The organism is Azospirillum sp. A29, assembly GCF_042604625.1.
In the GTDB taxonomy this organism is placed as follows: domain Bacteria; phylum Pseudomonadota; class Alphaproteobacteria; order Azospirillales; family Azospirillaceae; genus Azospirillum; species Azospirillum palustre.
The window spans coordinates 391664-415495 of record NZ_CP170470.1; the positions used below are offsets into that span (position 1 = coordinate 391664).

Annotated in this window: 25 protein-coding genes; 12 read left to right on the forward strand and 13 right to left on the reverse strand. The window is 68.0% G+C overall.

Features of this window, described 5'->3' with window-relative positions; genetic code table 11:
* Positions 1 to 221 precede the first annotated feature (221 nt).
* The 3 genes from ABNQ38_RS37565 (at position 222) to ABNQ38_RS37575 (ending at position 1024) form a co-directional block, all read left to right on the forward strand.
* Complete coding sequence (locus tag ABNQ38_RS37565; RefSeq protein WP_012977930.1) at positions 222 to 431, forward strand: cold-shock protein; 210 nt, start codon at positions 222 to 224, stop codon at positions 429 to 431.
* Between the two features lie 113 nt (positions 432 to 544).
* Positions 545 to 751 (forward strand): hypothetical protein, encoded by a 207-nt coding sequence (locus tag ABNQ38_RS37570; RefSeq protein ID WP_377811533.1) that lies wholly within the window; start codon positions 545 to 547, stop codon positions 749 to 751.
* Between the two features lie 48 nt (positions 752 to 799).
* Complete coding sequence (locus tag ABNQ38_RS37575; RefSeq protein ID WP_098736191.1) at positions 800 to 1024, forward strand: hypothetical protein; 225 nt, start codon at positions 800 to 802, stop codon at positions 1022 to 1024.
* A gap of 71 nt (positions 1025 to 1095) precedes the next feature.
* Here ABNQ38_RS37575 and ABNQ38_RS37580 read toward each other — a convergent pair whose 3' ends face one another.
* From ABNQ38_RS37580 to ABNQ38_RS37600, 5 genes are all read right to left on the reverse strand, one after another.
* Positions 1096 to 1935, reverse strand: coding sequence for a CheR family methyltransferase (locus ABNQ38_RS37580; RefSeq protein WP_377811534.1), 840 nt, complete (start codon positions 1933 to 1935; stop codon positions 1096 to 1098).
* Entirely contained in the window at positions 1932 to 3098 is a 1167-nt protein-coding gene (locus tag ABNQ38_RS37585) for a chemotaxis response regulator protein-glutamate methylesterase (protein WP_377811535.1), read from the reverse strand. Before ABNQ38_RS37585 ends, ABNQ38_RS37580 begins: the two co-directional genes overlap by 4 nt.
* Before the next feature lie 63 nt (positions 3099 to 3161).
* Entirely contained in the window at positions 3162 to 3527 is a 366-nt protein-coding gene (locus ABNQ38_RS37590) for a PleD family two-component system response regulator (RefSeq protein ID WP_045583532.1), read from the reverse strand.
* A gap of 89 nt (positions 3528 to 3616) precedes the next feature.
* The gene (locus ABNQ38_RS37595) at positions 3617 to 4117 is read right to left on the reverse strand and encodes a chemotaxis protein CheW (protein ID WP_109047908.1); all 501 of its coding nucleotides are present in this window, start codon (positions 4115 to 4117) and stop codon (positions 3617 to 3619) included.
* Positions 4114 to 6897: a chemotaxis protein CheW gene (locus ABNQ38_RS37600; protein WP_377811536.1), complete on the reverse strand. Its 2784-nt coding sequence runs from the start codon at positions 6895 to 6897 to the stop codon at positions 4114 to 4116. Before ABNQ38_RS37600 ends, ABNQ38_RS37595 begins: the two co-directional genes overlap by 4 nt.
* Positions 6898 to 7102: 205 nt before the next feature.
* Here ABNQ38_RS37600 and ABNQ38_RS37605 point away from each other — a divergent pair, with 205 nt between their 5' ends.
* Positions 7103 to 7276 carry a hypothetical protein gene (locus ABNQ38_RS37605; protein ID WP_377811537.1) on the forward strand — a complete coding sequence of 58 codons (174 nt, stop codon included), beginning with the start codon at positions 7103 to 7105 and terminating at the stop codon, positions 7274 to 7276.
* 27 nt (positions 7277 to 7303) lie between these two features.
* On the opposite strand, the gene ABNQ38_RS37610 is transcribed toward ABNQ38_RS37605, so the two are convergent.
* Positions 7304 to 7987, reverse strand: a complete 684-nt coding sequence (locus tag ABNQ38_RS37610; RefSeq protein WP_109047906.1) for a histidine phosphotransferase family protein — start codon at positions 7985 to 7987, stop codon at positions 7304 to 7306.
* Positions 7988 to 8109: 122 nt separating this feature from the next.
* Between ABNQ38_RS37610 and ABNQ38_RS37615 the strand changes: the two genes are divergently transcribed.
* The 3 genes from ABNQ38_RS37615 to ABNQ38_RS37625 all read left to right on the forward strand — a co-directional run bounded on the left by ABNQ38_RS37615 (position 8110) and on the right by ABNQ38_RS37625 (position 10448).
* Positions 8110 to 8289 carry a DUF3553 domain-containing protein gene (locus tag ABNQ38_RS37615; protein WP_376965959.1) on the forward strand — a complete coding sequence of 60 codons (180 nt, stop codon included), beginning with the start codon at positions 8110 to 8112 and terminating at the stop codon, positions 8287 to 8289.
* A 105-nt stretch (positions 8290 to 8394) separates the two neighbouring features.
* Positions 8395 to 8517, forward strand: a complete 123-nt coding sequence (locus tag ABNQ38_RS37620; protein ID WP_377811538.1) for a hypothetical protein — start codon at positions 8395 to 8397, stop codon at positions 8515 to 8517.
* A 125-nt stretch (positions 8518 to 8642) separates the two neighbouring features.
* Positions 8643 to 10448: an ATP-binding protein gene (locus tag ABNQ38_RS37625; RefSeq protein ID WP_377811539.1), complete on the forward strand. Its 1806-nt coding sequence runs from the start codon at positions 8643 to 8645 to the stop codon at positions 10446 to 10448.
* A 12-nt stretch (positions 10449 to 10460) separates the two neighbouring features.
* Here the strand turns inward: ABNQ38_RS37625 and ABNQ38_RS37630 are convergent, their stop codons facing one another.
* Together ABNQ38_RS37630 and ABNQ38_RS37635 are read right to left on the reverse strand one after the other, a co-directional pair.
* Positions 10461 to 11372: a DMT family transporter gene (locus ABNQ38_RS37630; RefSeq protein WP_377811540.1), complete on the reverse strand. Its 912-nt coding sequence runs from the start codon at positions 11370 to 11372 to the stop codon at positions 10461 to 10463.
* A 105-nt stretch (positions 11373 to 11477) separates the two neighbouring features.
* On the reverse strand, positions 11478 to 12533 hold the full coding sequence (locus ABNQ38_RS37635; RefSeq protein ID WP_377811541.1) for an esterase-like activity of phytase family protein: 1056 nt from the start codon (positions 12531 to 12533) through the stop codon (positions 11478 to 11480).
* 246 nt (positions 12534 to 12779) lie between these two features.
* Here ABNQ38_RS37635 and ABNQ38_RS37640 point away from each other — a divergent pair, with 246 nt between their 5' ends.
* Positions 12780 to 13493: a sensor histidine kinase gene (locus ABNQ38_RS37640; RefSeq protein ID WP_377811542.1), complete on the forward strand. Its 714-nt coding sequence runs from the start codon at positions 12780 to 12782 to the stop codon at positions 13491 to 13493.
* A 44-nt stretch (positions 13494 to 13537) separates the two neighbouring features.
* Here the strand turns inward: ABNQ38_RS37640 and ABNQ38_RS37645 are convergent, their stop codons facing one another.
* A complete protein-coding gene (locus ABNQ38_RS37645) occupies positions 13538 to 13915 on the reverse strand; it encodes a NifB/NifX family molybdenum-iron cluster-binding protein (RefSeq protein WP_377811543.1) in 378 nt (125 codons plus the stop codon).
* A gap of 249 nt (positions 13916 to 14164) precedes the next feature.
* Here ABNQ38_RS37645 and ABNQ38_RS37650 point away from each other — a divergent pair, with 249 nt between their 5' ends.
* The 3 genes from ABNQ38_RS37650 (at position 14165) to ABNQ38_RS37660 (ending at position 18733) form a co-directional block, all read left to right on the forward strand.
* The gene (locus ABNQ38_RS37650; protein WP_377811544.1) at positions 14165 to 16447 is read left to right on the forward strand and encodes a VTT domain-containing protein; all 2283 of its coding nucleotides are present in this window, start codon (positions 14165 to 14167) and stop codon (positions 16445 to 16447) included.
* Positions 16444 to 17253: an endonuclease/exonuclease/phosphatase family protein gene (locus ABNQ38_RS37655; RefSeq protein ID WP_377811545.1), complete on the forward strand. Its 810-nt coding sequence runs from the start codon at positions 16444 to 16446 to the stop codon at positions 17251 to 17253. The genes ABNQ38_RS37650 and ABNQ38_RS37655 overlap by 4 nt, the downstream gene beginning before the upstream one ends.
* Positions 17254 to 17506: 253 nt before the next feature.
* The gene (locus tag ABNQ38_RS37660; RefSeq protein WP_377811546.1) at positions 17507 to 18733 is read left to right on the forward strand and encodes a polyhydroxyalkanoate depolymerase; all 1227 of its coding nucleotides are present in this window, start codon (positions 17507 to 17509) and stop codon (positions 18731 to 18733) included.
* A gap of 85 nt (positions 18734 to 18818) precedes the next feature.
* On the opposite strand, the gene eat is transcribed toward ABNQ38_RS37660, so the two are convergent.
* From eat to ABNQ38_RS37675, 3 genes are all read right to left on the reverse strand, one after another.
* On the reverse strand, positions 18819 to 20231 hold the full coding sequence (eat, locus tag ABNQ38_RS37665) for an ethanolamine permease (protein ID WP_377811547.1): 1413 nt from the start codon (positions 20229 to 20231) through the stop codon (positions 18819 to 18821).
* Between the two features lie 63 nt (positions 20232 to 20294).
* Positions 20295 to 21074 (reverse strand): ethanolamine ammonia-lyase subunit EutC, encoded by a 780-nt coding sequence (gene eutC / locus ABNQ38_RS37670; RefSeq protein WP_377811548.1) that lies wholly within the window; start codon positions 21072 to 21074, stop codon positions 20295 to 20297.
* Positions 21074 to 22465, reverse strand: coding sequence for an ethanolamine ammonia-lyase subunit EutB (locus tag ABNQ38_RS37675; protein ID WP_377811549.1), 1392 nt, complete (start codon positions 22463 to 22465; stop codon positions 21074 to 21076). The genes eutC and ABNQ38_RS37675 overlap by 1 nt, the downstream gene beginning before the upstream one ends.
* A gap of 266 nt (positions 22466 to 22731) precedes the next feature.
* Here ABNQ38_RS37675 and ABNQ38_RS37680 point away from each other — a divergent pair, with 266 nt between their 5' ends.
* Complete coding sequence (locus ABNQ38_RS37680; protein ID WP_246307540.1) at positions 22732 to 22920, forward strand: hypothetical protein; 189 nt, start codon at positions 22732 to 22734, stop codon at positions 22918 to 22920.
* Between the two features lie 48 nt (positions 22921 to 22968).
* Here the strand turns inward: ABNQ38_RS37680 and ABNQ38_RS37685 are convergent, their stop codons facing one another.
* Entirely contained in the window at positions 22969 to 23643 is a 675-nt protein-coding gene (locus ABNQ38_RS37685) for a DUF1194 domain-containing protein (RefSeq protein WP_377811550.1), read from the reverse strand.
* Positions 23644 to 23832: the final 189 nt, after the last annotated feature.

Sequence of the window (23832 nt, forward strand, 5' to 3'; positions counted from 1 at the left end):
CACGCCCGGCCGACTTTCACCTTGAAAGCCGGACCGGGCGTTGCCATATCTGGTAAGTCATTCTGCTTCGGACTGCGGGGCTTTCAAAAGCCTCCACGCTCAGCCCCTCTTTTTTCGCCATCGCAAAATTCGATCGCGAGCACCTGGGGGCCGCCAATCCCACACCCAGTCTGATGCGCCGCACCGGTGGTGTGGCGCCCTTTGCGTTATGGGAGACAGACATGCCCGTCGGCACCGTCAAATGGTTCAACAGCACCAAGGGCTTCGGTTTCATTCAGCCGGAAAGCGGCGGCCCGGATGTGTTCGTTCACATCTCCGCTGTCGAACGCGCCGGGCTGCGCAGCCTGGTCGATGGCCAGAAGATTTCCTACGAGGAGCAGCGCGATCCGAAGCGTGGCAAGACCTCGGCGGAAAATCTGAAGGCGGTCTGACCGCCTGACCGCCGACCTGCGGAAAAAGGGGCATCGGGAAACCGGTGCCCTTTTTCCGTGTTGCACAAGTCCCTGTCGCCCAGATGCAGGGCTCTGCCCAGAGGAGATCCGCGATGGCTTTCAAACCGAACTACAACCAGCAGCGGGCTGAGCGCAACCGGGCCAAGGAACAGAGGAAGCAGGAAAAGCTTCAGCGTCGCGAGGAAGGCGTCGCCGCCCGCCGCGCCGGCGATCCGGACGGCACGGAGACGCAGGACGAGTCCCTGGCGACCGACACCGATGCCGATGCCGAGATCAAAACCGACACCAACAATGCCTGAACGGACGGCCGCAGGCGCGGCCGACCGCGATCATACGGAGGACAGGCCATGGCCCGTCAGAAGAAACAGCCCGTCGACAACGCCTTCGCGCTTTTCGACGTGATTTACCAGGACGGTGCACGCACCTCGAACCGCAAGGTGCCGACCACCGACATCGATCAGTTCGACCGCGAGAATTCCATCCGCACGTACATCGAAGCGCAGGACCGCAAGATCGCCGAAATGTCCGGCAATCCGCGCGGCCCGATCAAGTCGATCACGCCGTCGGCTTGATTTTTCACCGATTCCAGTGGGGGCGGCTTCCCCGCCCCCGTCGCTCCTGAAGACGCCCCTCCTGAGGCCCCTTACGCCACCTTGGCGCCGGCGGCCGAGAAGCCGCCCAGGCTGTAGAGACCGCGCTGGCCTTCCACCGGCTTGAACTTGTCGGTGATGCCCAGCACCGTTTCGGCACCGCCCAGATACAGAACGCCATCCTGCGGCATCTGGCGGGAAATCGATTCCAGAACCTTCGCCTTGGTCGGCTGGTCGAAATAGATCAACACGTTGCGGCAGAAGACGATGTCGAACTGTCCCAGCGCCGACAAATCGCCCAGCAGGTTCCATTCGCGGAACGACGCCATCTGGCGCAGCTGCTGGCTGATCTGCCACTTGTCGCCGTTCTGCTTGAAATGCTTCACCAGCATGGTGATCGGCAGGCCGCGCTGCACCTCGAACTGGGTGTAGACGCCGGCCTTCGCCCGCTCCACCATTTCCGCCGAAATGTCGGTGCCGACGATCTCGATGCGCCAGCCGGCCAGCTTCGCCGCCTCGTCGTTCAGGATCATCGACAGCGAATAGGCTTCCTGGCCCGACGAACAGGCGGCCGACCAGATGCGCAAGCTGCGCTTGGCCGCCCGCGCCTCCATCAGCTTCGGCAGCACCAGCTGGCGGAACTGGTCGAATGGCTTCTGGTCGCGGAAGAAGGACAACTTGTTGGTCGTCATCGCCTCCGTGATGTCGCGCAGCAGCGCCTCGTCCTTGCGGGTGCGGACGGTGGTCGCCAGCTCCTCAAGCCCCTTCATGTTCCACTTGCGCGCCACCGGCATCAGCCGGAATTCGAGCAGATACGCCTTGTCGCGGGTGAGGACCAGGCCGGAACGCTGCTTAAGCAGCGTGGAGAACATGTCGAAATCTTCGACTCTCATGCTGCCCTCGAAGCGAGCTTGCGGATGTGGGGACCGATTTCCTTGAGCGGCAGGATGACGTTGCAGATGCCGGCTTGCGCCACGGCACCGGGCATGCCCCAGACCACGCTCGATGCCTCGTCCTGGGCGATCAGTGTGCCGCCGCCATTGACCACGTCGGTGCAGCCCTTCAGCCCGTCCTGCCCCATGCCGGTCAGGATGCAGGCCAGGATTTTGCGGCCGCCGAAGGCCTTCAGGATCGACCGCATCATCGGGTCGACCGCCGGGCGGCAGAAATTCTCGGGCGGATCCTTGCTGAGCGCGATCACATTGGTACCGGCGCGCTGGGTCACCAGCATGTGGAAGTCGCCGGGCGCGATGTAGCAGCGGTTCTGCACGATCGGCTCGCCGTCCTTGGCCTCGCGCGCATCGATCCCGCATTGGCGGGTGATGTGCTCGGCCAGAATGGTGGTGAAGGTCGCCGGCATGTGCTGGGTGATCAGGATCGGCTGGCTGACGCCGGCCTTCAGGTGCGACAGCACCTCGAACAGCGCCTGCGGCCCGCCGGTGGAACTGCCGATGGCGATCACGTCCGGCTTGGTGGCGAGGGTGCCGGCCGGAGTCGGCCGGGTGACGATCGGCCCGACCTCGCGCTTCAGCAGCCCCAGCGGAGCCGCCGGGGTCAGCGGTCGGATTTCGCCGCGCGAGCGCGATCCGGCACGCCGGGCGGCGGCACCCAGCGCCTTGACCTTGGCGACCAGCTCGCGCTTGAAGTCCTCCGCCCCGCCGATCTCGCGGGTGGAGGTCGGCTTCGGAATGTAATCGGCCGCACCGGCCGACAGGCAGCGGATCGACACGTCGGCCCCGCGCAGCGTCAGCGTGGAGGCCATGATGATCTTCACCTGCGGCGCAACCGCCAGCAGCTTCGGAATGGCGGTCAGCCCGTCCATCACCGGCATCTCGATGTCCAGCACGATAACATCGATGGAATTGCGCTGCAGCGAATTGACCGCCATCTGGCCGTCGCCGACGGAGGTGACCACGCGGATGTCCGGGTCCCCTTCCAGCGCGCGGGTCAGCAGGCCGCGGATGACGGCGGAGTCGTCCACCACCATGACCCGGACGGGATCCGGGTTGGCCGGTCGCGCGGTGGTGAGGGGGCCTCTGCCAAAACTGTCCGACATAACGGCGATTCGCCTTTCAACTCGACTGGTTCAACGCTGGCTCTCCTGACATCCCGTTCGGGGTCACAGAAGGCCGACCTGCGCGAACTTGGTCTGGATGATGTCGCTGTCGAAGGGCTTCATGATGTACTCGTTGGCCCCGGCGGACAGCGCCTCCTGGATGTGGGCAAGGTCGTTCTCGGTCGTGCAGAACACCACCTTGGGCTGTTCTCCCCCGCTCATCTTGCGCAGCCGGCGCAGGAACTCGATCCCGGTCATCACCGGCATGTTCCAGTCCAGCAGGATGGCGTCCGGCATCTGCGCCGCGCAGGCTTCCATCGCCTGCTTGCCGTCCTCCGCCTCCGAGCAGGCGAAATTCAGCTCTTCCAGGATCTTGCGCGCGACCTTGCGGACAACGCGGCTGTCATCGACCACCAGGCAGGATTTCATTGCGGCAGGGCCTCAGGTCATCTGTTCGTCGGCGAAAGCCGGCCGGCCGGCGCGGCGCCCTTCCCCAGGGGGCAAGGCGCCGCAAACCGTCAGGCCGTCTCGATGGTTGTGAAGTTGAGCAGACGGGGCACGTCCAGCACAACCATCAACTGGCCGTTCAGCCTATAAATTCCGGTCGATACCTCGCGCCAGCGCGGATCCAGGGTCGCCGGGTTGCGTTCGAAGTCCTCCTTGGTCAGGCTGAGCACCTCGCCGACCGAATCGACCATCAGGCTGTACAGCTCGCCGCGCAGGTCGACGACGATCGACATGCCGGGCTTGTCCTTCGGACGGCCGGTCAGGCCGAGCCGCAGGCGGACGTCAATGGCGGTGACGATGCGGCCGCGCAGATTCAGCGATCCGGCGACCTCCGGCGGAGCCAGCGGGATGCGGGTGATCCGCTGATGGCCCAGCACGTCCTGCACCTGAAGGACCGGGATGCCGAACATCTGATCGGCGATCGTCATGGTCACGAAGTCCTGGTTGCCGGAGACGACGAGATCGTCGCCCCGCGACTTGCGGACGGTGGACGGCAGCTTGGCGTTGCTCATGCGGCACCTTTCTGGTCGGTCAGCGTCTGCTGGAGCGCGAAGAGCAGCGCGTCACGGTCGAACTTGGCGACATAGTCGTTGAAACCGGCGATCCGGCCGCGGTCGAGATCGCGGGCGCTGGCATGGCTGGACAACGCCACCATCGGAACGCGCTGCCAACGGCTGCCGTGGCGCACCGCCTCGGCAAAGTCGAAGCCGCTCATGCCCGGCATCTCGATGTCGGAGACGATGACGTCGAAGTCCTCGCCCGCCTCGCAGAGCGCCAGCGCGTCGCCGGCATTCTCCACCGCCGTCACGTCGTAGCCGGCGACCGACAGCAGCGGCGTCAGCAGGTTGCGGAAGAAGGGGCTGTCGTCCACCAGCAGCACGCGCTGGAGCTTCTCCTCCTCGAACCCCTCCTGGGTGGAGGAGCCGAACCAGTCCTTGTAGGCCTGGGTCAGGAAGAAGCCGGCGTCGATCACTTCGGTCGCCTTGCCGGCGATGATGGCCGACCCCATCAGGCCGGGACGCTCCGCGGCCAGCTGGACGTTCAGCTTCTCCTCCACGATGTCGACGATCTCGTCGACGATCAGGCCCATCGAGCGGTCGCCGTCGGCGAAGACCAGCACGGGCTGCCGGCCCTCGGTGGCGACGACGAAGTTCGGGTCGATCGGCACCAGCGGCATCAGCTTGCCGCGGTACTGGACCACCGGCAGGCCGTTCGACATTTCGACCGTGGCGAGATCGACATCCTCCAGACGGGCGACCAGCGACAGCGGCACCGCCTTGGGCGCACCCTCGCCGGCGCGGAACAGCAGAAGCGCCATCTTGTCCTCCTGGCGCTGGGTCTGGACCGCGGTGGTCTCCTTGCCGGCAGCCTCGCCCATCGCCATCTCGCCGGTGGCCGACGCAATGCCGTTGGGATCCAGGATCATGATGACCGAGCCGTCGCCCAGGATCGTGTTGCCCGAGAACATCTCGATGTGGCGCAGGATCGGCGCCACCGGCTTCACCACGATTTCCTCGGTGTCGAACACGCGGTCGACCATGATGCCGAAGGTGTAGGTGCCGACCTGGGTGACGACGATGAAGGTCTCATCCGCCGGCTTCTTGGCGTCCTCGCTGTCGTCCAGCCGCAGCAGCTGCTGGAGCGAGACCAGCGGCAGCAGACGGTTGCGCAGGCGCAGGACCGGCGTGCCCTTCAGGCGTTCGATGGTGTGCTCGCTGTCGGCGGCGGCGCGCACCAGCTCGACCACGCTGATCTGCGGAATGGCGAAGCGCTCGCCGGCGCATTCCACGATCAGGGCCGAGACGATGGCCAGCGTCAGCGGGATCTTGATGACGAAGGTCGACCCCTTGCCCTGGACCGACTTGATCTCGATCGTGCCGCCGATCTTCTCGATGTTGGTCTTCACCACGTCCATGCCGACGCCGCGGCCCGACACGTTGGTGACCTTGGCGGCGGTGGAGAAGCCCGGCTTCATGATGAACTGGATGATCTGCTGGTCGGTCATCGAGGCCAGCTCGCCTTCCGACGCCATCCCGTTCTGGATCGCCTTCTGCTTGATCCGGTCGATGGCAAGGCCCTTACCGTCGTCCTGGATCTCGATGATGATGTGGCCGCCCTCGTGATAGGCGTTCAGGGTGATGCGACCGGTCTCCGTCTTGCCGGACTTCACGCGCTCCGCCGGGATCTCCAGCCCATGGTCGGCGCTGTTGCGCACCATGTGGGTCAGCGGATCCTTGATCAGCTCCAGGACCTGGCGATCCAGCTCGGTGTCGGCGCCGAGCATCTGGAGGTCGATCTTCTTGTTCAGTTCATGCGCCAGATCGCGCACCAGACGCGGCAGCTTGGCCCAGGCGTTGCCGATGGGCTGCATGCGCGTCTTCATGACGCCTTCCTGCAGCTCCGACGTCACGTGGTTCAGGCGCTGCAGCGGCGCGGCGAACTCGCTCTCCTTCTGCGACCGCAGGATCTGCAGCAGCTGGTTGCGGGTCAGCACCAGCTCCGACACCATGGTCATCAGGTTTTCGAGCAGGTCGACGTTGACGCGGATGGTCTGGGCGGCGACCGCCGATTCCTCGGTCGCGGCCTCGGCACCCGCATCGGCGGCACCGGCGTTGCCGCCGCCCGAGGCACCCGCCATCGGGGCGACCGGCGCCGGCACCTTGGCGGCGGCCGGCTCGGCATCGGGCACGACGAGGTCGTGGGACTGGGCGGGCTCCTCGGCCGGCTCGGGCGCGCGGGTGGCGACCGCGGTGCCGGCCGCCGGAGCGGGAATGTCGTTCGGGCCGGGCGTGGAGTTCCACAGCGCCTCCAGCTCGTCCATCGTCACCGGCCGGGATTCCGACGCGGCAACCGCAGGGGCGGTCGGCGGCGGCGGCGGAGCGGCGGCGGCGGCGACCGGGGCGGGACCGCCCAGCTTGCCTTCGGCGCACAGGTTCAGCCGCTCGATCAGCGGCAGGTCGTCGCCGGGCGGTTCCGCCTCGGTCGCTTCCAGCACCGCCAGCAGGCTCTTGATGGTGTCCAGAGCCTGCAGGATCAGCGAAACGGCTTCCGGATTGATCGTCAGTTCGCCGTCACGGAACTTGCCCAGCACGTTCTCCGACGCGTGCGCCACCTTTTCCAGGCGGGGCAGGCCGAGGAAGCCGCAGGTTCCCTTGATGGTGTGGACGAGCCGGAAGATGTTCGACAGCAGTTCCGGATTGTTGGGGTTCTGCTCCAACCTGACCAGCTCGACGTCGAGCACCGAGAGGTTCTCGTTGGTCTCCGTCAGAAATTCGGACAGCAGATCATCCATGTCGCATTCCCCAGGCCCAATGTTTATGGTCCGCGCCGGCCTGCGGCTCGAACGGGCAGCATCGAAAGGCTGCCGGTTGCGCTCCAGTCCAGGTAGGGTGGGAGCCTGTCAAACACTGATTAAGAGAACCTTACCTCTTCCGATAGGGAGTCTTCCGGGAGCTGCTACCGGTAGGATCGGGGTTCCTTTGTCACAGGGAGGATCGATGAGCGACGCCGAAATCGCCCAAACCGTGCGCGAAGCCGTGGAACGCCTCAACGCCGCGCTGGCGGAGGCCGCCCGCCACAATCTGGCGGTCACGCTGCGCACCACGGCCCACCAGACCACCGGCGGTGTGGAACAGGTCGTGGTGGAGCCGCGGATTTTCAAACAGCTGTAGACTCGGCTGGAAGAGCGGCCGGACGCCTCACCACTCCGCGGTGAAGACCAGCCGTTCGCTGCTTTCGGTGGCAACGGCGATGCGGAAGCCGTCGCTCTCGGCCAGCCGGCCGGCCAGATAGGCGTGGATGGTGCGGGGGCTCAGCGCCTCGGCCGTCGCCGTTCCGGCCAGAGCCGCCGCGGTCTCCGGTTTGAGGGTGCCCGGCCGGCCGGCGGCGGTCACGGTGATGCGGCCCGCCGTCTCGTCGCCGTCGGCGGCGACGGAGACCAGACCGCCATGGGTCAGCGCCTCGTCCGCCAGCATCACCAGATTCAGCACCAGCTTGACCACGCCGCGGCGCTGGGCGGTCATGTCGTGCGGCACCCGTTCCGGCCAGTCCAGCCGGGTCCGTCCGCCCTCGACATAGCCGGCGGCGGCGGCGCGGGCGTCGCCGAAGCCCTTCTGGTCGCGCCCCGCCACCCCATAGGCCAGCCGGAACACCCGCAGCCGGCGGTCGGCCTGGCCGGAGGAATGGTCGATCAGCTTCACCGCCTCGCCGAGAAATCCGCCGACGGCAGTCCCGCCATCCTCGTCCTCCTGCATCTCCTCGATCAGTTCCAGCCCGTTGCGGATGGCGCCGACCGGGCTGACCAGATCGTGGCAGAGCTTCGACGCCAGCAGCTCCAGAACGCGGATGTCGACGCTGACGGGGAGGGAGGACGATTCGGTCACGAGGCAGACTCCGGAAAAAAGGAACGGCGACGGCGCGGTGCCGGAGATTCTATACTTTCCCGGCGCCGCCGCACAGGCGGTCGCATTTCCTATGTACAATAGTTCGATGGATGGGACCCGACATGGACGATTCGCTGGTGCCCGGCGCCTGGGTGCGCCACCCGGACCAGCCCGACTGGGGGCTGGGACAGGTGCAGTCGGCCATCCGCAACCGCATCACCGTCAATTTCGAGCATGCCGGCAAGGTGCTGATCGACAGCGACGTCATCTCGCTGACGCTGGTCGATCCCGACGAGGTCTAAGCGGATTCGGCCGGGTCTGCGGCGTCTGGGAAAGCGCGGATTGCGCCGCCGCGGCCGCTTTGCTTTTATGCGACCGAAGTCGCGCATGTGTCAGGGAGTGATGGAATGAAGGCAATGATCCTCGGCTTCGCCGCCGCGGCGGTGATCGCACTGGGCACGGCTGCGGTGCTGAACACGATGGGCCACTCGACCGCGGAGCGCTATTCCAGCACGTCCGTCCGTCTCTAAGGGAACAGACGCCCTCCTTATTCCACGGAAAGGCGACTTCCGGCCGCTCCCTGCACGGTGTAGGATTGCACAATCCTTGACCGGACATGGCGGACCGTCGCTTGATCTCGCGTCTCAAAGGGGGAATGGGCGCATTCCGTGTGGCGCTGATCCTGGGCCTCAACGCCCTGGTCGGTTACGACCTGCTGCACCAGCGCGACGAGACGCTGGCCCGGGCGCGGGAGGACAGCGCGGCGATGGCGCTGGTGCTGGAGCACCATGCCACCGACAGCCTGTCCGGCGTGGCGAAAATCCTGGCCGGAGTCGTCGAGGTTCTGGCCGTGCGCGCCGACGCCTGGGAGCGCGGCGACGCCGACGTCTACGCCCTGCTGCGCCGTCAGGCGACCCTGTCGCCACTGATCCGCGCCATTCTGGTGGTGTCGGCCGACGGCAAACTGATCCACGACACCCAGACCCTGGAGCCGGCCGGCATCGACCTGTCGGACCGCGATTACCTGATGGCGCACCGCGACAGGCTGGTTCCCGGCGGTGCCGATGCGGTCTTCGTCGGCAACCCGGTGCGCGGCCGCACCTCCAACACCTGGTTCATCAGCATGAGCCGGCGGCTCGAGGCGCCGGACGGCCGCTTCGCCGGCGTGGTGGTCGCGGTGATTGAGCCGATGGCCTTCCGCGGCTTCTACCAGACGCTTCCCCTCTCCGGCGACGCGGTGGTCACGCTCTATCACGCCGACGGGCCGGTGATCGCCCGCTTCCCCGACCATGACAGCCACATCGGCCTTTCCGCCCACCATCTGCCGCTGTTCACCACGCTGCTGAAGCAGGCGCGGGCGGGCACCGAACTGCTGGACAGCGCCAGCGACGGGCCGCGCCGGATCCTCAGCTATCGCGCGTCGACCGAGATGCCACTGGCGGTGACCGTCTCGTCGTCGCGCGACGCAGTGCTGGCGTCCTGGTGGTCGAAGGCGATGACGCTGACGGCGGCCGATCTTGCCGGGACGCTGGTACTGGCGGCGATGACGCTCGCCCTGCTGCGCGAGGCGGAGCGGCGGGAACGGGCGATGGCGGATCTCCAGGATAGCGAACGGGCATTGCGCAACAGCCAGCAGCGGCTGATCCAAGACATCGCGGCCCGCCACCGGATCGAGGCGGAGCTGATCGCCGCCAAGCAGATCTCCGACGCCGCCAACCGGGCCAAGACCCAGTTCCTGGCCAACATGAGCCACGAGCTGCGCACCCCGCTGAACGCCGTTATCGGCTTCGCCGAGGCGCTTGAAAGCGGCATCTTCGGCCAGATGTCAGCCAAGCAGACCGAGTATGTCGGCGACATCCGCAAGTCCGGCCAGCATCTGCTGAGCCTGATCAACGACATCCTCGACACCACCAAGATCGAGTCGGGCAAATATGTGCTGCATCAGGAGGATCTGGCGGTCGACGACCTGATCGGCGAATGCCTGCGTCAGATGGGTCCGCTGGCGGTGGAAAAGGGCGTGATCCTCACGGCGGCGCTGCCCGGTTCCCTGCCCATCCTCTATGCCGATGCCCGTGCGGTGCGTCAGATCCTGCTGAACCTGCTGTCCAACGCGGTGAAGTTCACCCCGCCCGGCGGGCAAATCGTCGTCGAGGCCGACCGCGTGGCGCGCAGCCTGCGCCTGCGGGTCAGCGACACCGGCATCGGCATCCCCGCCATCGAACTGGACCAGGTGATGGAGCCCTTCCATCAGGTCGACAACTCCCACACCCGGCGCTATGCCGGGACCGGGTTGGGGCTGCCGCTGGTCAAGTCGCTGGTCGAGTTGCAGGACGGCCGCTTCGTGCTGTCGAGCGTGCTGGGCCGGGGCACCACCGCCACCGTGCTGTTCCCGCCCTCCCGGCTGCGCAACCGGTCGGAGCCCCTGCGGACGCTGAAGCGGACGCAGCCCGCTCCGGTGTGAGGCGGGGCGGTCTCACCTCCGCCGGGATTTGCCGAGGATGACCAAGGCGATGCCGCCCAGCACGGCGACCGACGACACCGCCAGGACCGGCGTGATCCGTTCCCCCAACGCCAGCACCGCAGCAAGCGCGGTGACGACCGGAACGCTCAGCTGGACGGAGGCCGCGCGGGCGGCGGTCAAGGCCGGCAGCGCCGCATACCAGATGGAATAGCCGACACCCGACGCCAGCGCCCCCGACAGCACCGCATAGACCAGCCCGCCCTGGTCCCAGCGCAGCCCACCACCGGAAAGCGGTCCCGCCAGGGCTGCCAGCAGCGCCAGAACCGCCGCCATCGGTGCGGCGCGCAGGAAATTGCCGGCGGTGGTGGCGATGGGGTCGCGGCTGGCCCGCCCCAGCAGCGAATAGATCCCCCAGGCCGCCCCGGCGGCCACCATCAGCAGCGCCCCCAGCGGGTCCGGCGCCGACAGTCCGGGCGCCAGCAGCAGGGCCAGCCCGCCGAGCGCCAGCGCCAGCCCGCCCCATTGCAGCGGCACCAGCCGTTCGCCGCGATACAGCCCGACCAGGATCATGGTGGCCTGCACCGCCCCGAACAGCAGCAGTGCCCCGGTCCCCGCGGTCATGGTCAGATAGGCGAAGGAGAAGGCGGCGGCATAGGCCAGCAGCGCCGCCGCGCCGCGCCAGCTGCCGGCACCCGCCTTCGCGTGTCCCGTCGCCCAGGCGATCAGCCACAGGCTGGCCGCACCGGAGGCGATGCGCACCAGGGTGAAGCCGGCCGGGTCGATGGAGGTCTGGGTCAGCGCCAGCCGGCACAGGATGGAGTTGGCGGCGAAGGCCAGCATCGCCAGCAGGGTCAGCAGCGCCGCCCGGCCGGCAGCTGGCGCCGCCGGCGCCGGAACGGCACCCGTCTTATCGCTCGTCACCACGATTGTTTCCCTTGCAACCAGCCCTGCCCAGCTAGCCGCAGGGCCGCAGCCCTGTCAAATGCCCAGCACTGTCGGCCGCGTCCTACTTTGGTCGGGCCGCGAGGGTCACGAGGAGGGGCCGTGCAGGGCGAACATCAGCAGGTAGGTACGCTGGAGCGAGCTGAAATTGTTGTCGGAGATCAGATAGACCAGCGTTTCCCCCACCGGCCCCGGCTGGGTGGCGATGCCTTCGAAATTGTCGTTCACCAGCGGCGCCTCCAGACGCCCGAGTTCCTCGCCGTCCACCACCGCACCGGCGGTCAACTGGCGCGCCGCAACCCGCACCAGCCGCGACGACCAGCCGCCGAGCAGCGACACCCGGCGTTCCAGCACCAGCACGCCGCCGTCTGGCAGCGGGGCGACGGAGGTCGGGCGGTAGCGCGGGGCCGTCCGGTAGGTAAAGGGCTGCCAGTCGGCGGCGCTCGCCGGCACGCCGTCCCTGGACGAGCCCATGCGGGTTATCCAGGCGCGGCGGTCCTGATGGCCGTTGTCCTTGCCCTCCTCGATGGTCAGCAGCCGGCCGTCGGGAAGCAGGGTCAGCGACTCCAGCCCGCCATTCTCCGGCGTGCTGTCCATCCCCGGCGGCATCGGAATCGGCGTGGGCGTGCCCTCCGGTCCCCGATCACCGCCATCGCCGCCCTTGTAGCGCAGGATGCGGTGGTCGCGCTCCAGCGACACCAGCCAGCCGCCGTCGGGCAGCCGCGTCAAATCCTCGGCATCGGTGCGGCGCTTGCGATGGGAGATCCCCTCCTCGACCGGCAAGGGACGGGCATGGACTTCCGACAGGCCGGCAAGCCGGCCCTCGGCATCGGTTTGCAGCCGGCCATCCACCACCAGCCCGGTGTCGCCGATGGCGACGAAGCGGTCGCCGGCCGGATCGATCCAAAGGCCGGACAGGCCGCCGACCCGCTCGCCCCCGGCGATGTCCAGGCCGCCCAGAAAGCGCAACGGCCCGACCGCGACCTTGTCCGGCCGCCCGCGGTCGAGCGGCACCGCGGAGGCGGTGACGGGAAGGGGACCGGGGGTGGGATCGGAGTCGCCGCCGGCACCGACCACAGCGGCGCAACCGCCGGACAGGGCGACCAGCAGCAGGCCCCAGGCCAAGCTTTTGCGTATCGTCATCGGGGCACTCTTGCCAGTGCAACCGAGGGATACAATATTTCTTTTGGCTTTCTTCTGGTCGTGGCGTCAGACATACGGCAGGATGCAGGGTGAGCGTTACGTCACCTCTCTCATAACGGCCCGGTCATATCGGCTAGGCGCGGCGGGTTACTCCCTCAGAACCGGTGGGGCCTGCCGGACAAGCGCTTAGATTGACGAATGTTTTCGACGATCCTTACCCGTGACGATCGAGCCGAGTCCGTCCCCATGCCGATGCTTCCGCGGTCGCAGGCCGCCTATTCTCCTCCGGACCAGACCGGCGACGGCGTAGCGTCAGGCGTGTCCGGCCTGTCTCCGGCCGACCGGCTGGCGGCGCGCATCCAGGAGTTGGAAGCCGAGCTGCGGGAGTTGCAGCATCGCGCCAAGAACAGCCTGCAACTGGTCATCAGCCTGCTGAAGCTGCAGGCCGGACGCATCCGCGATCCCGACGCCCGCGCCGCCTACGAGCAGACCATGGTCCGCATCGAGGCGCTGGCGATCCTCTACCGCCAGCTGCACGAGAGCGGCGCCGGCACCCATGTCGATCTCGGCCGCTATGTCACGGCACTCTGCGAAGCGGTGCGGGAAGGCACACCGGGCGCCCTGTCGCGCGTGCCGGTGACCGTCAATTCCGATCCGATCCAGATCGGCCTGTACGAGGCGATGCCGCTGGGCCTGATCATCGCGGAACTGGTGACGAGCTGCCTGCATCACGCCTTCCCCGACGACGGCTGGATCCGCATCACCGTGCGCCAGCAGGGCGACAGCGGCCGCGCCCGCCTGACGGTGGAGGACAACGGCCGCGCCCTGCCCGCCGGTTTCGACACCACCGCCGAGGACGGGCTGATGCTGGCCGAGGCGCTGGCCGGCCAGCTCGGCGACACGCTGTCCACCGACAGCGACGCCGCCGGCACCACGGCCAGCGTCAGCTTCCCGGTCTGATCGGGATTCGGGTCGCCGTCACTTCCGCGCAGGCGGGAATCCAGTCAATACGCGTGCCCGTCACCGTCATGGTGCTCATGGGGATGCGCCGGTTCCGCCGCCGGCTCCAGCGTGCCGGCAAACCAGCCGTGGATCGCCCGCAGCGGGTCGGTCTCCGTCGTCGTGACCGGTTCGATGCCGCGGCGCTTCATGTGGGCGACGAAGCCGGCGCCCGACGATCCGGCGATCACCACCCGCACCGCATCGATCGGGTGGGGCCGGCCGTCGCCGCAGAGGTGCAGCACCTCCTCCTCCCCCAGCTCGATCCGCCCGATCTCCATCGGGGCGGTGCCGGCGTCGGCCTCATAGACCAGGAAGCGGCGGGTGCGGCCGCCATGGCTGGCGATGGTGGCGAAATCCTTGGTGCCGATGGCGATCTTCATGCTCTGCGGTCCCCTCGAAGGCGGTGCCCGACGACGGCACAGTCCTGCCACGCCCGGCACCCCGCCCGCACTGAGCGAGGTCAATCGGGGGGTCCCGGCGCCCTTAAAAGCTCCGGCCATCGTGATTTTCTGAGCGTAGGCGTGGCCTGATGGCTGCAATTCCCATCGGCTTTCACCAAATGGCGAGGGGTGGGGAAGGATTGGCCTTCCCACATGTTATGACCCAGGACACCCACCCGATCGGATGCCATGTACGCCCACTCGCCCCAGCCGCTTCCGTCAGCCGGATCGACGCCCGACATCGCCGGATCGGCCGGTGTGCTGCGGCCGATCCTGCAACCGGGGCAGACCTGCTGGCGGGTTGAGGACACCGCAAGGCTCAGCGTGATCGTCGATGCGGAGGATTACTTCGCGCTGGCCAAGGCCGCCATGCGGCGCGCCCGGCGCAGCATCTACATGACCGCCTGGGATTTCGACGCCCGCATCCGCCTGATGCCGCAGACCCGCCGGCCGCGCCGGCCCGACCGGCTCGGCACGCTGCTGAACTGGCTGGCGACCACCCGGCCCGACCTGCACATCCATGTGCTGAAGTGGGACTATGCCGAGCTGTTCGACCTCGCCCGCTGGTCACATCCCTTCATGCTGCGCAACTGGCTGACCCACCGGCGCCTGCAATACCGGCTGGACGGCGATCACCCGACCGGCGCCTGCCATCACCAGAAGATGCTGGTGATCGACGACCGGGTCGCCTTCTGCGGCGGGCTGGACATCACCGCCAACCGCTGGGACACCCGCGCCCACCATGCCCATGACCCGCGGCGGCGCCAGCCCGACGGCAAGCCCTACGAGCCGTTCCACGACGTGATGATGGCGGTGGACGGCGACGCCGCCCGCGCACTGGGCGAGATGTTCCGCGACCGCTGGGCGCGCGCCACCGGCGAGACGCTGAAGCCCCCCGCCCCGGCCCCCGGCCGGCCCGCCCGCCGCCATCCGCTGGCCGCCGACCCCTGGCCGCCGGGCTTCGAGCCGATGCTGCGCGGCGTGCGCGTCGGCATCGCCCGCACCGATCCCGCCTGCAACGGGCGCGACGAGGTGCGCGAGGTCGAGGCGCTCTATCTGGCGGCCATCGCCGCGGCGCGCGACGTCATCTATCTGGAAAGCCAGTATTTCGCCTCGACCGCGGTGGCCGAGGCGCTGAAGGCCCGGCTGGCGGAACCCGACGGCCCGGAGGTGATCGTCGTCAACCCGGCGCGCACCACCAGCTGGCTGGAGAACACCGTCATGCTCGGCGCCCGCGCCCGGCTGACCCGCGAGTTGCGCGAGGCCGACCGCCATGGCCGCTTCCGCCTGTTCGCGGCGCTGACCGACGGCGGCGCCTGCATCACCGTCCATGCCAAGGTGATGGTGGTCGACGACCGGCTGCTGCGCATCGGCTCGGCCAACCTGAACAACCGCTCCATGGGGCTCGACACCGAGTGCGACCTGGCGCTGGAGGCCGGGCCGGGGCCGGAGCATGCCGACACCCGCCGCGCCATCCTGCACACCCGCGACGACCTGATCGCCGAGCATCTGGGCTCCACCGCGGCGGAGGTGGCAGCGGCGCACCGGCGGCTGGGCTCGCTCGCCGCCGCCATCGACCAGCTGCGCAAGCCGGTCGGCCGCACGCTGGAGCCGTTGCACGACCCCGAACCGGACGGTCTGGCCGCCGCGGTGGCCGATGCCCGCGTCTTCGATCCCGAACATCCGGTCGGCGCGGTGGAGATCGTCCGCCGCGTGCTGCCGTCGCGCATCCCGCGCACCCGCCACTGGCTGACCTTGGCCGGCATGTTGGCGCTGCTGGGGCTGTGGGGCATGTGGCGCTACACAGCACTGCGGGAATGGGCGACGCTGGATGCCGTGCTGTCGGCCTTCCACAGCCTGGGCGACAGCCCGCTGGCGCCGCTGTGGCTGATGCTGGCCTATGTCGCCGGCGGTTACGTCATGTTCCCGCTGACCGTGATGATCGCCGCCACCGCCATCGTCATGGGGCCGTGGTGGGGCTTTCCCACCGCCATGGCCGGGGCGGTCGCCTCGGCGGCGGCGATGTTCTGGACCGGGCGGATCGCCGGCCGCGACCTGCTGGACCGCCATGGCGGCCCGCTGATCGCCCGCATCAACGGGAAGCTGGCCGACAGCGGCATCGCCGCGGTGGCCGGCGTGCGCGCCGTGCCGATTGCGCCGTACACCGTGGTCAATCTCGCCGCCGGCGCCTCGAAGCTGAGCTTCGGCGATTTCGTGATCGGCACCATGGTCGGTCTTGCACCCGGCATCCTTGCCTTCAATCTGCTCGGGCACCAGCTTGAGCGCACCATAACGAATCCCGGCGCCGCCGACTTCGCCCTGCTGGCGGGAATGGCGGCGGTGGCCATCGGGCTCGGCTGGCTGACCAGCCGGCTTCTCGGCCGCTCCGGCCGGGATCGGGCTGGCGACACGCCGGGCCGGCAAGACGACAGGGCTGACGCAAGGCCAAAGGAAAGGAATTTGGAACCGTGATCCGTTTCAGCCGCGACCGTGTCCAGCGCATCGCCGCCGCGTTGCGCGCAGCCCGCTCCCGCCGCCCCCGCCGTGCCGACCGCCGCAGTCTCCCCGTTCCCGACGGCATGGCCGCACTCAGCGTCGCCACCTGGAACATCCACAGCTGCGTCGGCCTGGATGCCCGCTTCGCCCCCGACCGCATCGCCCAGGTGATCCGCGACCTCGACGTCGACCTGATCGGGCTGCAGGAGGTCGGTTGGCACCACCGCGGCGAATCGGGGATGGACCAGTTCGCCTTCCTGGAGCGCAACACCGGGCTGAAAGCCTATGCCGGCCCGACCAAGCACAGCGAGCGCGCCCATTACGGCAACTGCCTGCTGACCCGCCTGCCGGTGCGGTCGATGGAGACGATGGACCTGTCCGTCGGCAAGCGCGAGCCGCGCGGCGGCATCGACGCGGTGGTGGAGGTGGAGGGCCGCCCCGTGCGGGTGATCGTCGCCCATCTCGGCCTCGATCCCTGGGAACGGGCCAAGCAGGTCGGCGACATAGTGTCGCGGGTGGAGAGCCAGCCGGAGCTTCCGACCCTGTTCATGGGCGACCTCAACGAATGGACGCCCAGCTCCCCCCGGCTGCGCCAGCTGGCGTCCTCCTTCGCCGACGTCGCCAATCCACGCAGTTTCCACGCCCGCATGCCAACCCTGCGGCTCGACCGCATCTATGTGACGGGAGGCCTGCAAATCCCCGCTTTCGAGGTGATCCGCACCGTCCTCACCCGTCGGGCATCGGACCATCTGCCGGTCCGCGCCGTGCTCGCCGTTCCCTGATCGTCGAGACCCCCCTCCGAAACGTCAGTATGACCAACGGAGTCACGCACTGAGGTCATAGCGGGATTGTTGCGGTTGATAATTTTTTGTGCACCGCAATGTTCTTTTAACAACAGAGCTTTGCAAATGCGAAGAGGCTCTTGACCTATACGCAACCCCCGACGAAGGATATGGTTGGTAATACGATCAATATCTGATCGAAGGAATGACCGACCCTGGCTTACCGGGGGCAGCCGTGACGCGAGGATCCGACTTGCTGTATCACCTGTACGACATGCAACACGCTGCCATGCGGCCGATGCGTTTCTGGGCCGAAGCCGCCCAGCAGACCTTCCAGAACCCGCTGATGCCCCTGTCCTACACCAAGCTGGGCCGGGCGGTCGCCGCCGGGGCCGAACTGGTGGAGCGGACGACCCGCCGCTTCGGCAAGCCCGCCTTCGGGCTGCCGGAGACGGTGGTCGACGGGCAGACCGTTCCGGTCACCGAGCGGTTCGTCTGGCAGTCGCCCTTCTGCCAGCTGCTGAACTTCGCCAAGCCGGACGGCACGCCGCGCCAGCCGAAGGTGCTGCTGGTCGCCCCGATGTCGGGCCATCACGCCACGCTGCTGCGCGGCACGGTGGAAGCGCTGATCCGCGACCATGACGTCTACATCACCGACTGGATCGACGCGCGGCTGGTGCCGATGTCGGCCGGGCGGTTCGACCTGGACGACTACATCGACACGGTGGCGGAGCTGATCCGCTTCCTCGGCCCCAACACCCACGTCATCGCGGTGTGCCAGCCGGCGGTTCCGGTGATGGCGGCGGTGTCGCTGATGGCGGCGGCGGACGAGCCGGTGCAGGCGCGCAGCATGACCCTGATGGGCGGCCCCATCGACCCGATGGCCAACCCGACGGTGCCGGTCAAGCTGGCGATGGAACGCCCGCTGAAGTGGTTCGAACGCAGCGTGATCACCACGGTCCCGGTCTATTATCCGGGTGCCTTCCGCCGCGTCTATCCGGGCTTCATCCAGCTGTCGGGCTTCATGTCGATGAATCTCGACCGCCACATCAACGAGCATGTCGGGCTGTTCCGCCATCTCGTCCGCGGCGACGGCGATTCGGCCGAGCAGCATCGCCGCTTCTACGACGAATATCTGTCGGTGATGGACCTGTCGGCGGACTTCTACCTGCAGACCATCGAGACGGTGTTCCAGAAGCACGCCCTGCCCGAAGGCACCATGGTGTCGCGCGGCCGCAAGGTGGAGCCGTCGGCCATCGCCAAGACCGCGGTGATGACGGTGGAAGGCGAGCTGGACGACATCTCCGCCCCCGGCCAGACCATCGCGGCGCATCGCCTGTGCTCGTCGCTGCCGGACGAGATGCGCAAGACGCATTTCCAGAAGGGCGTCGGCCATTACGGCATCTTCAACGGCCGCCGCTGGCGCGAAGCCATCCTGCCGGAAATCCGCAGCTTCATCCAAAGCCATGATGGGCAGTGAAGGCGGACGATGAACAGAAAAGGGGCGCCGAACACCGGCGCCCCTTTTCTGACGTCAACCAGTTGAAGGCTCTCAGTCCACCGCCTCAGTCCACCATGGTCCGCGCCTCGGTGAACGCATCCATGTGCGTCAGCCCTGCGGCCCCGCCCGCCTTGACCCGCATGCCGGCGGTGGCGAGGTGGAACAGGTAGCCGAGAGCGAACAGAGCGACGAACAGCCCGAAGACCAGGGTGTTGTAGTAGACCATCGTCACCAGGGCCAGCACCGCCAGCACCAGCGAGATCGCCGGGAACACCGGATAGAAGGGTGCGCGGAACGGACGCTCCAGTGCCGGCTCGGTGGCGCGCAGTCGGAACAGCGCGGCCATGCTCATGATGTACATGACGATGGCGCCGAAGACCGACATGGTGACGATGTTGGCGGTCAGCGGCTGGCCGCCGATCTGGATCAGCTCGTCGGAATAGATGGCGGCGATGCCGATCACGCCGCCGGCCAGGATCGCCCAGTGCGGGGTCTTGCGCGTCGGGTGCAGGCGGGCCAGCACCGGCGGCAGGAAGCCGGCGCGGGACAGCGCGAAGATCTGGCGCGAATAGCCCATGATGATGCCGTGGAAGGAGGCGATCAGGCCGAACAGGCCGATCCACACCAGCATGTGCAGCCAGCCGCTCGACTCACCGACCACCGCCTTCATCGCCTGCGGCAGCGGGTCGTTGATGTTGGACAGGGCGTTCCAGTCGCCGACGCCGCCGGCGAAGATCATCGTGCCGAAGGCCAGAACCACCAGCGTCAGGATGCCGCCGATATAGGCGCGCGGCACGGTGCGCTTCGGGTCCTTGGTTTCCTCCGCCGCCATCGCCGCCCCCTCGATGGCCAGGAAGAACCAGATGGCGAAGGGGATCGCGGCGAAGATGCCGCCCAGCGCGTCCTTGCTGAAGCTGGCCTGCCCCGCCCAGCCGTTGGCGGTGAAATGGGCCCAGGAGAAGCCGGGATAGACGACGCCCATGAACACCACCAGCTCGATGATCGCCAGGATGGTGACGAACAGCTCGAAGGTGGCGGCAATGGACACGCCGGCGATGTTCAACCCCATGAACAGGATGTAGGCGCCGACCGCCGCGGTCTTCGGGTCGAGCCCGGGAAACTGCACGTTCAGATAGGCGCCGATGGCGAGTGCGATGGCCGGCGGGGCGAAGACGAACTCGATCAGCGTGGCGAAGCCGGCGACGAAGCCGCCCTTGGGCCCGAAGGCGCGGTAGCTGTAGGCGAAGGGACCGCCGGCATGGGGGATGGCGGTGGTCAGCTCGGTGAAGCTGAAGATGAAGGTGGTGTACATCGCCGCGATCAGGATCGTGGTGACGAGGAAGCCCAGCGTCCCCGCCGCCGCCCAGCCGTAGCTCCAGCCGAAATATTCGCCGGAGATCACCAGCCCTACGGCGATGCCCCACAGATGAAGCCCGCTCAGGCTTTTGCTCAATTCAGGTTTCGTGTTCCCAGACATGTTGCCTCCTGCCCCTGTTCAAGGCTTTGGATTCAGTCGCGTTGGTAGGATGGCGGCGCTCTCTCACGACCGGTCGGTCAGTTGGTTTTTCTCGTTGTCCGGACCGGCCAGGGACGGGGCGTCCTCCTTCAGGGCGACCCCCGTCAGCTTCAGCCGCGCCGCCTCGGTGACGAGCCAGCACAGCTTGTCGGCGGCCGTCTGGATCGACAGGCCGTCGGAATGGATGTTGGAAATGCAGTTCCGTTCGGAATCGGCGCGGCCGGGCTTCGGATCCCAGGTCAGATAGACCCCCAGCGATTCCGCGGCCGACAGGCCGGGCCGCTCGCCCACCAGCAGCGCCACCAGCCGGGCGCCCATGGCGGACGCCACCTCGTCGCCCAGCGCGACCCGCGCCTGCTCCGCCAGCACCACCGGCCCGATCCGCAGATGCCCCAGCCGCGCCGTGCAGGCCCGGACCAGCGGAGCGGCGTTGACCTGCACCGCGGCGGCCGACAGCCCGTCGGCGATCACGAAGACCAGGTCCCACTCCCCCGCCGCCCATTCTCCCGCCGTCAGCCCGGCGGCGCTGGCTGGGTCGAGCCGGCGGCCGAGGTCCGGACGGCGCAGATAGGTCGGGCGGTCGGGTGCGGCGCTGTGAACGCGGATGGTCTCCAGCGGCGACAGGTCGGCGGCCAGCCGGTCGAAATCGACCGCACTGTGGACGGCATCGCGGGCACGGGCATGGGCCAGCTGGAACTCCAGCAGCGCCTCGGTCGGCAGGGCGTCGCCGCTGCGGCCGAGCGCGATACGGGCACGGGTGGCGCTGCGGAAGCGGGCCCACGGATCTTTGTTGGTTTCGCTCATCAGGCCGCACTCCCCAGCAGGGCGGAGACGACGAGGCTCTGGTCGGGCCAGGGCGGCAGGCGGCGCTGCTCGTCGAGCCAGCCGGCCTTGTCCAGCCACGCCTCGAACTCCGGGGCCGGCGGGCGTTTCAGCAGGTGCCGTAGCCCAAGCACGTCGTGGTAGGACAGGCTCTGGTAATTCAGCATGACGTCGTCGGCGCCGGGCACCGCGATGACGAAATTGACGCCCGCGGTCGCCAGCATCGTCATCAGGACGTCCATGTCGTCTTGGTCGGCTTCGGCATGGTTGGTGTAGCAGACGTCGCAGCCCATTGGCACGCCGAGCAGCTTGGCGCAGAAATGGTCTTCCAGCCCGGCGCGGGTGATCTGCTTGGCGTCGTACAGGTATTCAGGACCGATGAAGCCGACCACCGTGTTGACCAGCAGCGGGTCGAAGGCGCGGGCGACGGCATAGGCGCGGGTTTCCACCGTCTGCTGGTCGACGCCGAAATGGGCATCGGCCGACAGCGCCGATCCCTGCCCCGTCTCGAAATACATGACGTTGTCGCCGATGGTGCCGCGCTTGAGCGATTTCGCAGCCTCCTGCGCCTCGGCCAGCAGCGACAGGGTGACGCCGAAGCCCCGATTGGCCTTCTCGGTGCCGGCGATGGACTGGAACACCAGATCGACCGGCGCCCCGCGCTCCATCGCCTGCATCGTCGTGGTGACGTGGGCGAGCACGCAGGACTGCACAGGGATGTCGAAACGGGTGCGGACGGCGTCCAGCATTTCCAGGAGCGCGATGCAGGCCGGGACATTGTCGGTCGCTGGGTTGATGCCGATCACCGCGTCGCCGATGCCATAGAGCAGCCCGTCGAGTGTGGAGGCGGCAATGCCGGTCGGATCGTCGGTCGGGTGGTTGGGCTGCAAGCGGCTCGACAGTCGCCCCGGCAGCCCGACCGTGGTGCGGAAGCGGGTAATGACCGAGCATTTGGCGGCGACGCAGACCAGATCGTGGTTGCGCATCAGCTTCGACACCGCCGCCACCATCTCCGGCGTCAGTCCGGGGGCCAGCGCCGCCAGCGCCGCGGTGTCGGCCTGATAGGACAGCAGCCAGTCGCGGAACTGCCCGACCGTCATGTGCGCCACCGGACGGAAGGCGTCGGCGTCGTGGCGGTCGACGATCAGGCGCGTTACCTCGTCGGTCTCGTAGGGGACCAGCACCTCGTTCAGGAAGATCTTCAGCGGCAGGTCGGCCAGCACCATGCGCGCCGCCACCCGCCGTTCGTCGCTGTCGGCGGCGATGCCCGCCAGTTCGTCCCCCGACCGCCGCGGCGAGGCGCAGGCCATCACCGCCTTCAGATCGTCGAACCGGTGGCGCTGCCGCCCCAGGTCGCACTGGTAACCAGCCATGCCGGCCTCCCGCCCGTCTCATCACGGCAGGAAGAGTGGCACGGGTGCGGCGGCGGGCAGTTGACCGTAGAACACAAAATGCCGACTGGAGAGAGAAAGGCGCGATCAGGGGGAGTAGCTTGAACGGCGGCGTTCCGGCCCAGGTGTGGCCGTCGGCGGAGAAATCGGCTAGGCGGCGAACCCGAAGCCCGGCCATGGCGTTCCTTCCGCACTGCAGCGCGCCGCCCGTCACCGGACGCCGCGCGCCATACGTGAAGGAGACTCCGATGCTGACGCTGTTGCGCGCCGCCGCCCTGGTCCTGCCGCTGGTCGCCGTGGCCGCCTGCCACAACGAAGGCCCGGCCGAACGGGCCGGCAAGTCCCTCGACAACGCCGGCCAGAGCGTCAAGGACGCCATCGACCCACCGGGCCCGGCGGAAAAGGCTGGCCGCGCCATTGACCGGACGGTCAACTGACGGCCGGACGGTCAACTGAGTCACCGCCCGTTCAGCGGGCGGCAGCGGTCAGCGGGCGGCGAAGTCCCGCCCTCGCCCTTGCCCCCGCCCGGTCGGCGGCACGCCCGACACCTCCAGCAGCAGTTTGCTGAGGATGGCGTCGGCGAAGGCGTCGAAGTCGCGGGCGGGCACCAGGAAGGCGCCGGGACCGCCGATGACATGCTCGCGGTAATAGGCTTCCAGATCGTTCGGCGCCGCCCCGCCCCAGGGGTTGGGGCGGTCGTTCAGGATCGGCAGCCCGTTGATGGTGATGCCGCGGGCGACCGCGGCGTCGCGCGCCTCCTCCACCGGACGGCCGCGGTTGTTCTCGCCGTCGCCGGAAATGTCGATGACCCGCCGTGTCCCCTCGAACCCGTTGTTGCCGAACAGCGGGATGGCGTAGTCGATGACCGCGCTGATCGAGGTCCACTGCTCCGTCATCATCGGCGCCTCCGCCACGCTGGCGGCGAAGCGCTCGATGCTGGCCGGATCGCTCAGTTCGGTCCAGCCGACGACGGTGTGCTGGTGGCTTTCCCCCGCCCATTCCACATAGGTGGCGCTGATCCGGCCGAAGGGTCCGCCGCGGATCGCCGCCTGCACCTTCGGGTTCAGCAGGGCCTGGACATAGCCGTTGCGCTGAAGCTTCGCCTCGTCCGGATCGACGCTGCCGGACACGTCGACCGCAAAGACCAGTTCCACGTCCACCGGCGTCTGCGCCGCGGCCGGAGCGACAAATGCGGGCAGGCATAAAAGAGCGAGAATCGGAAGACTGGCGACCGCAGGCGCGAAGGCGCGAGCCAAGGAGTGGGCCAAGAGACGGTATGCACGCATACGCACCCTCCATCCAGCCACCGGTCCGGCCTGGATGCCGGACGAAGGACTGAGGATTGGTAC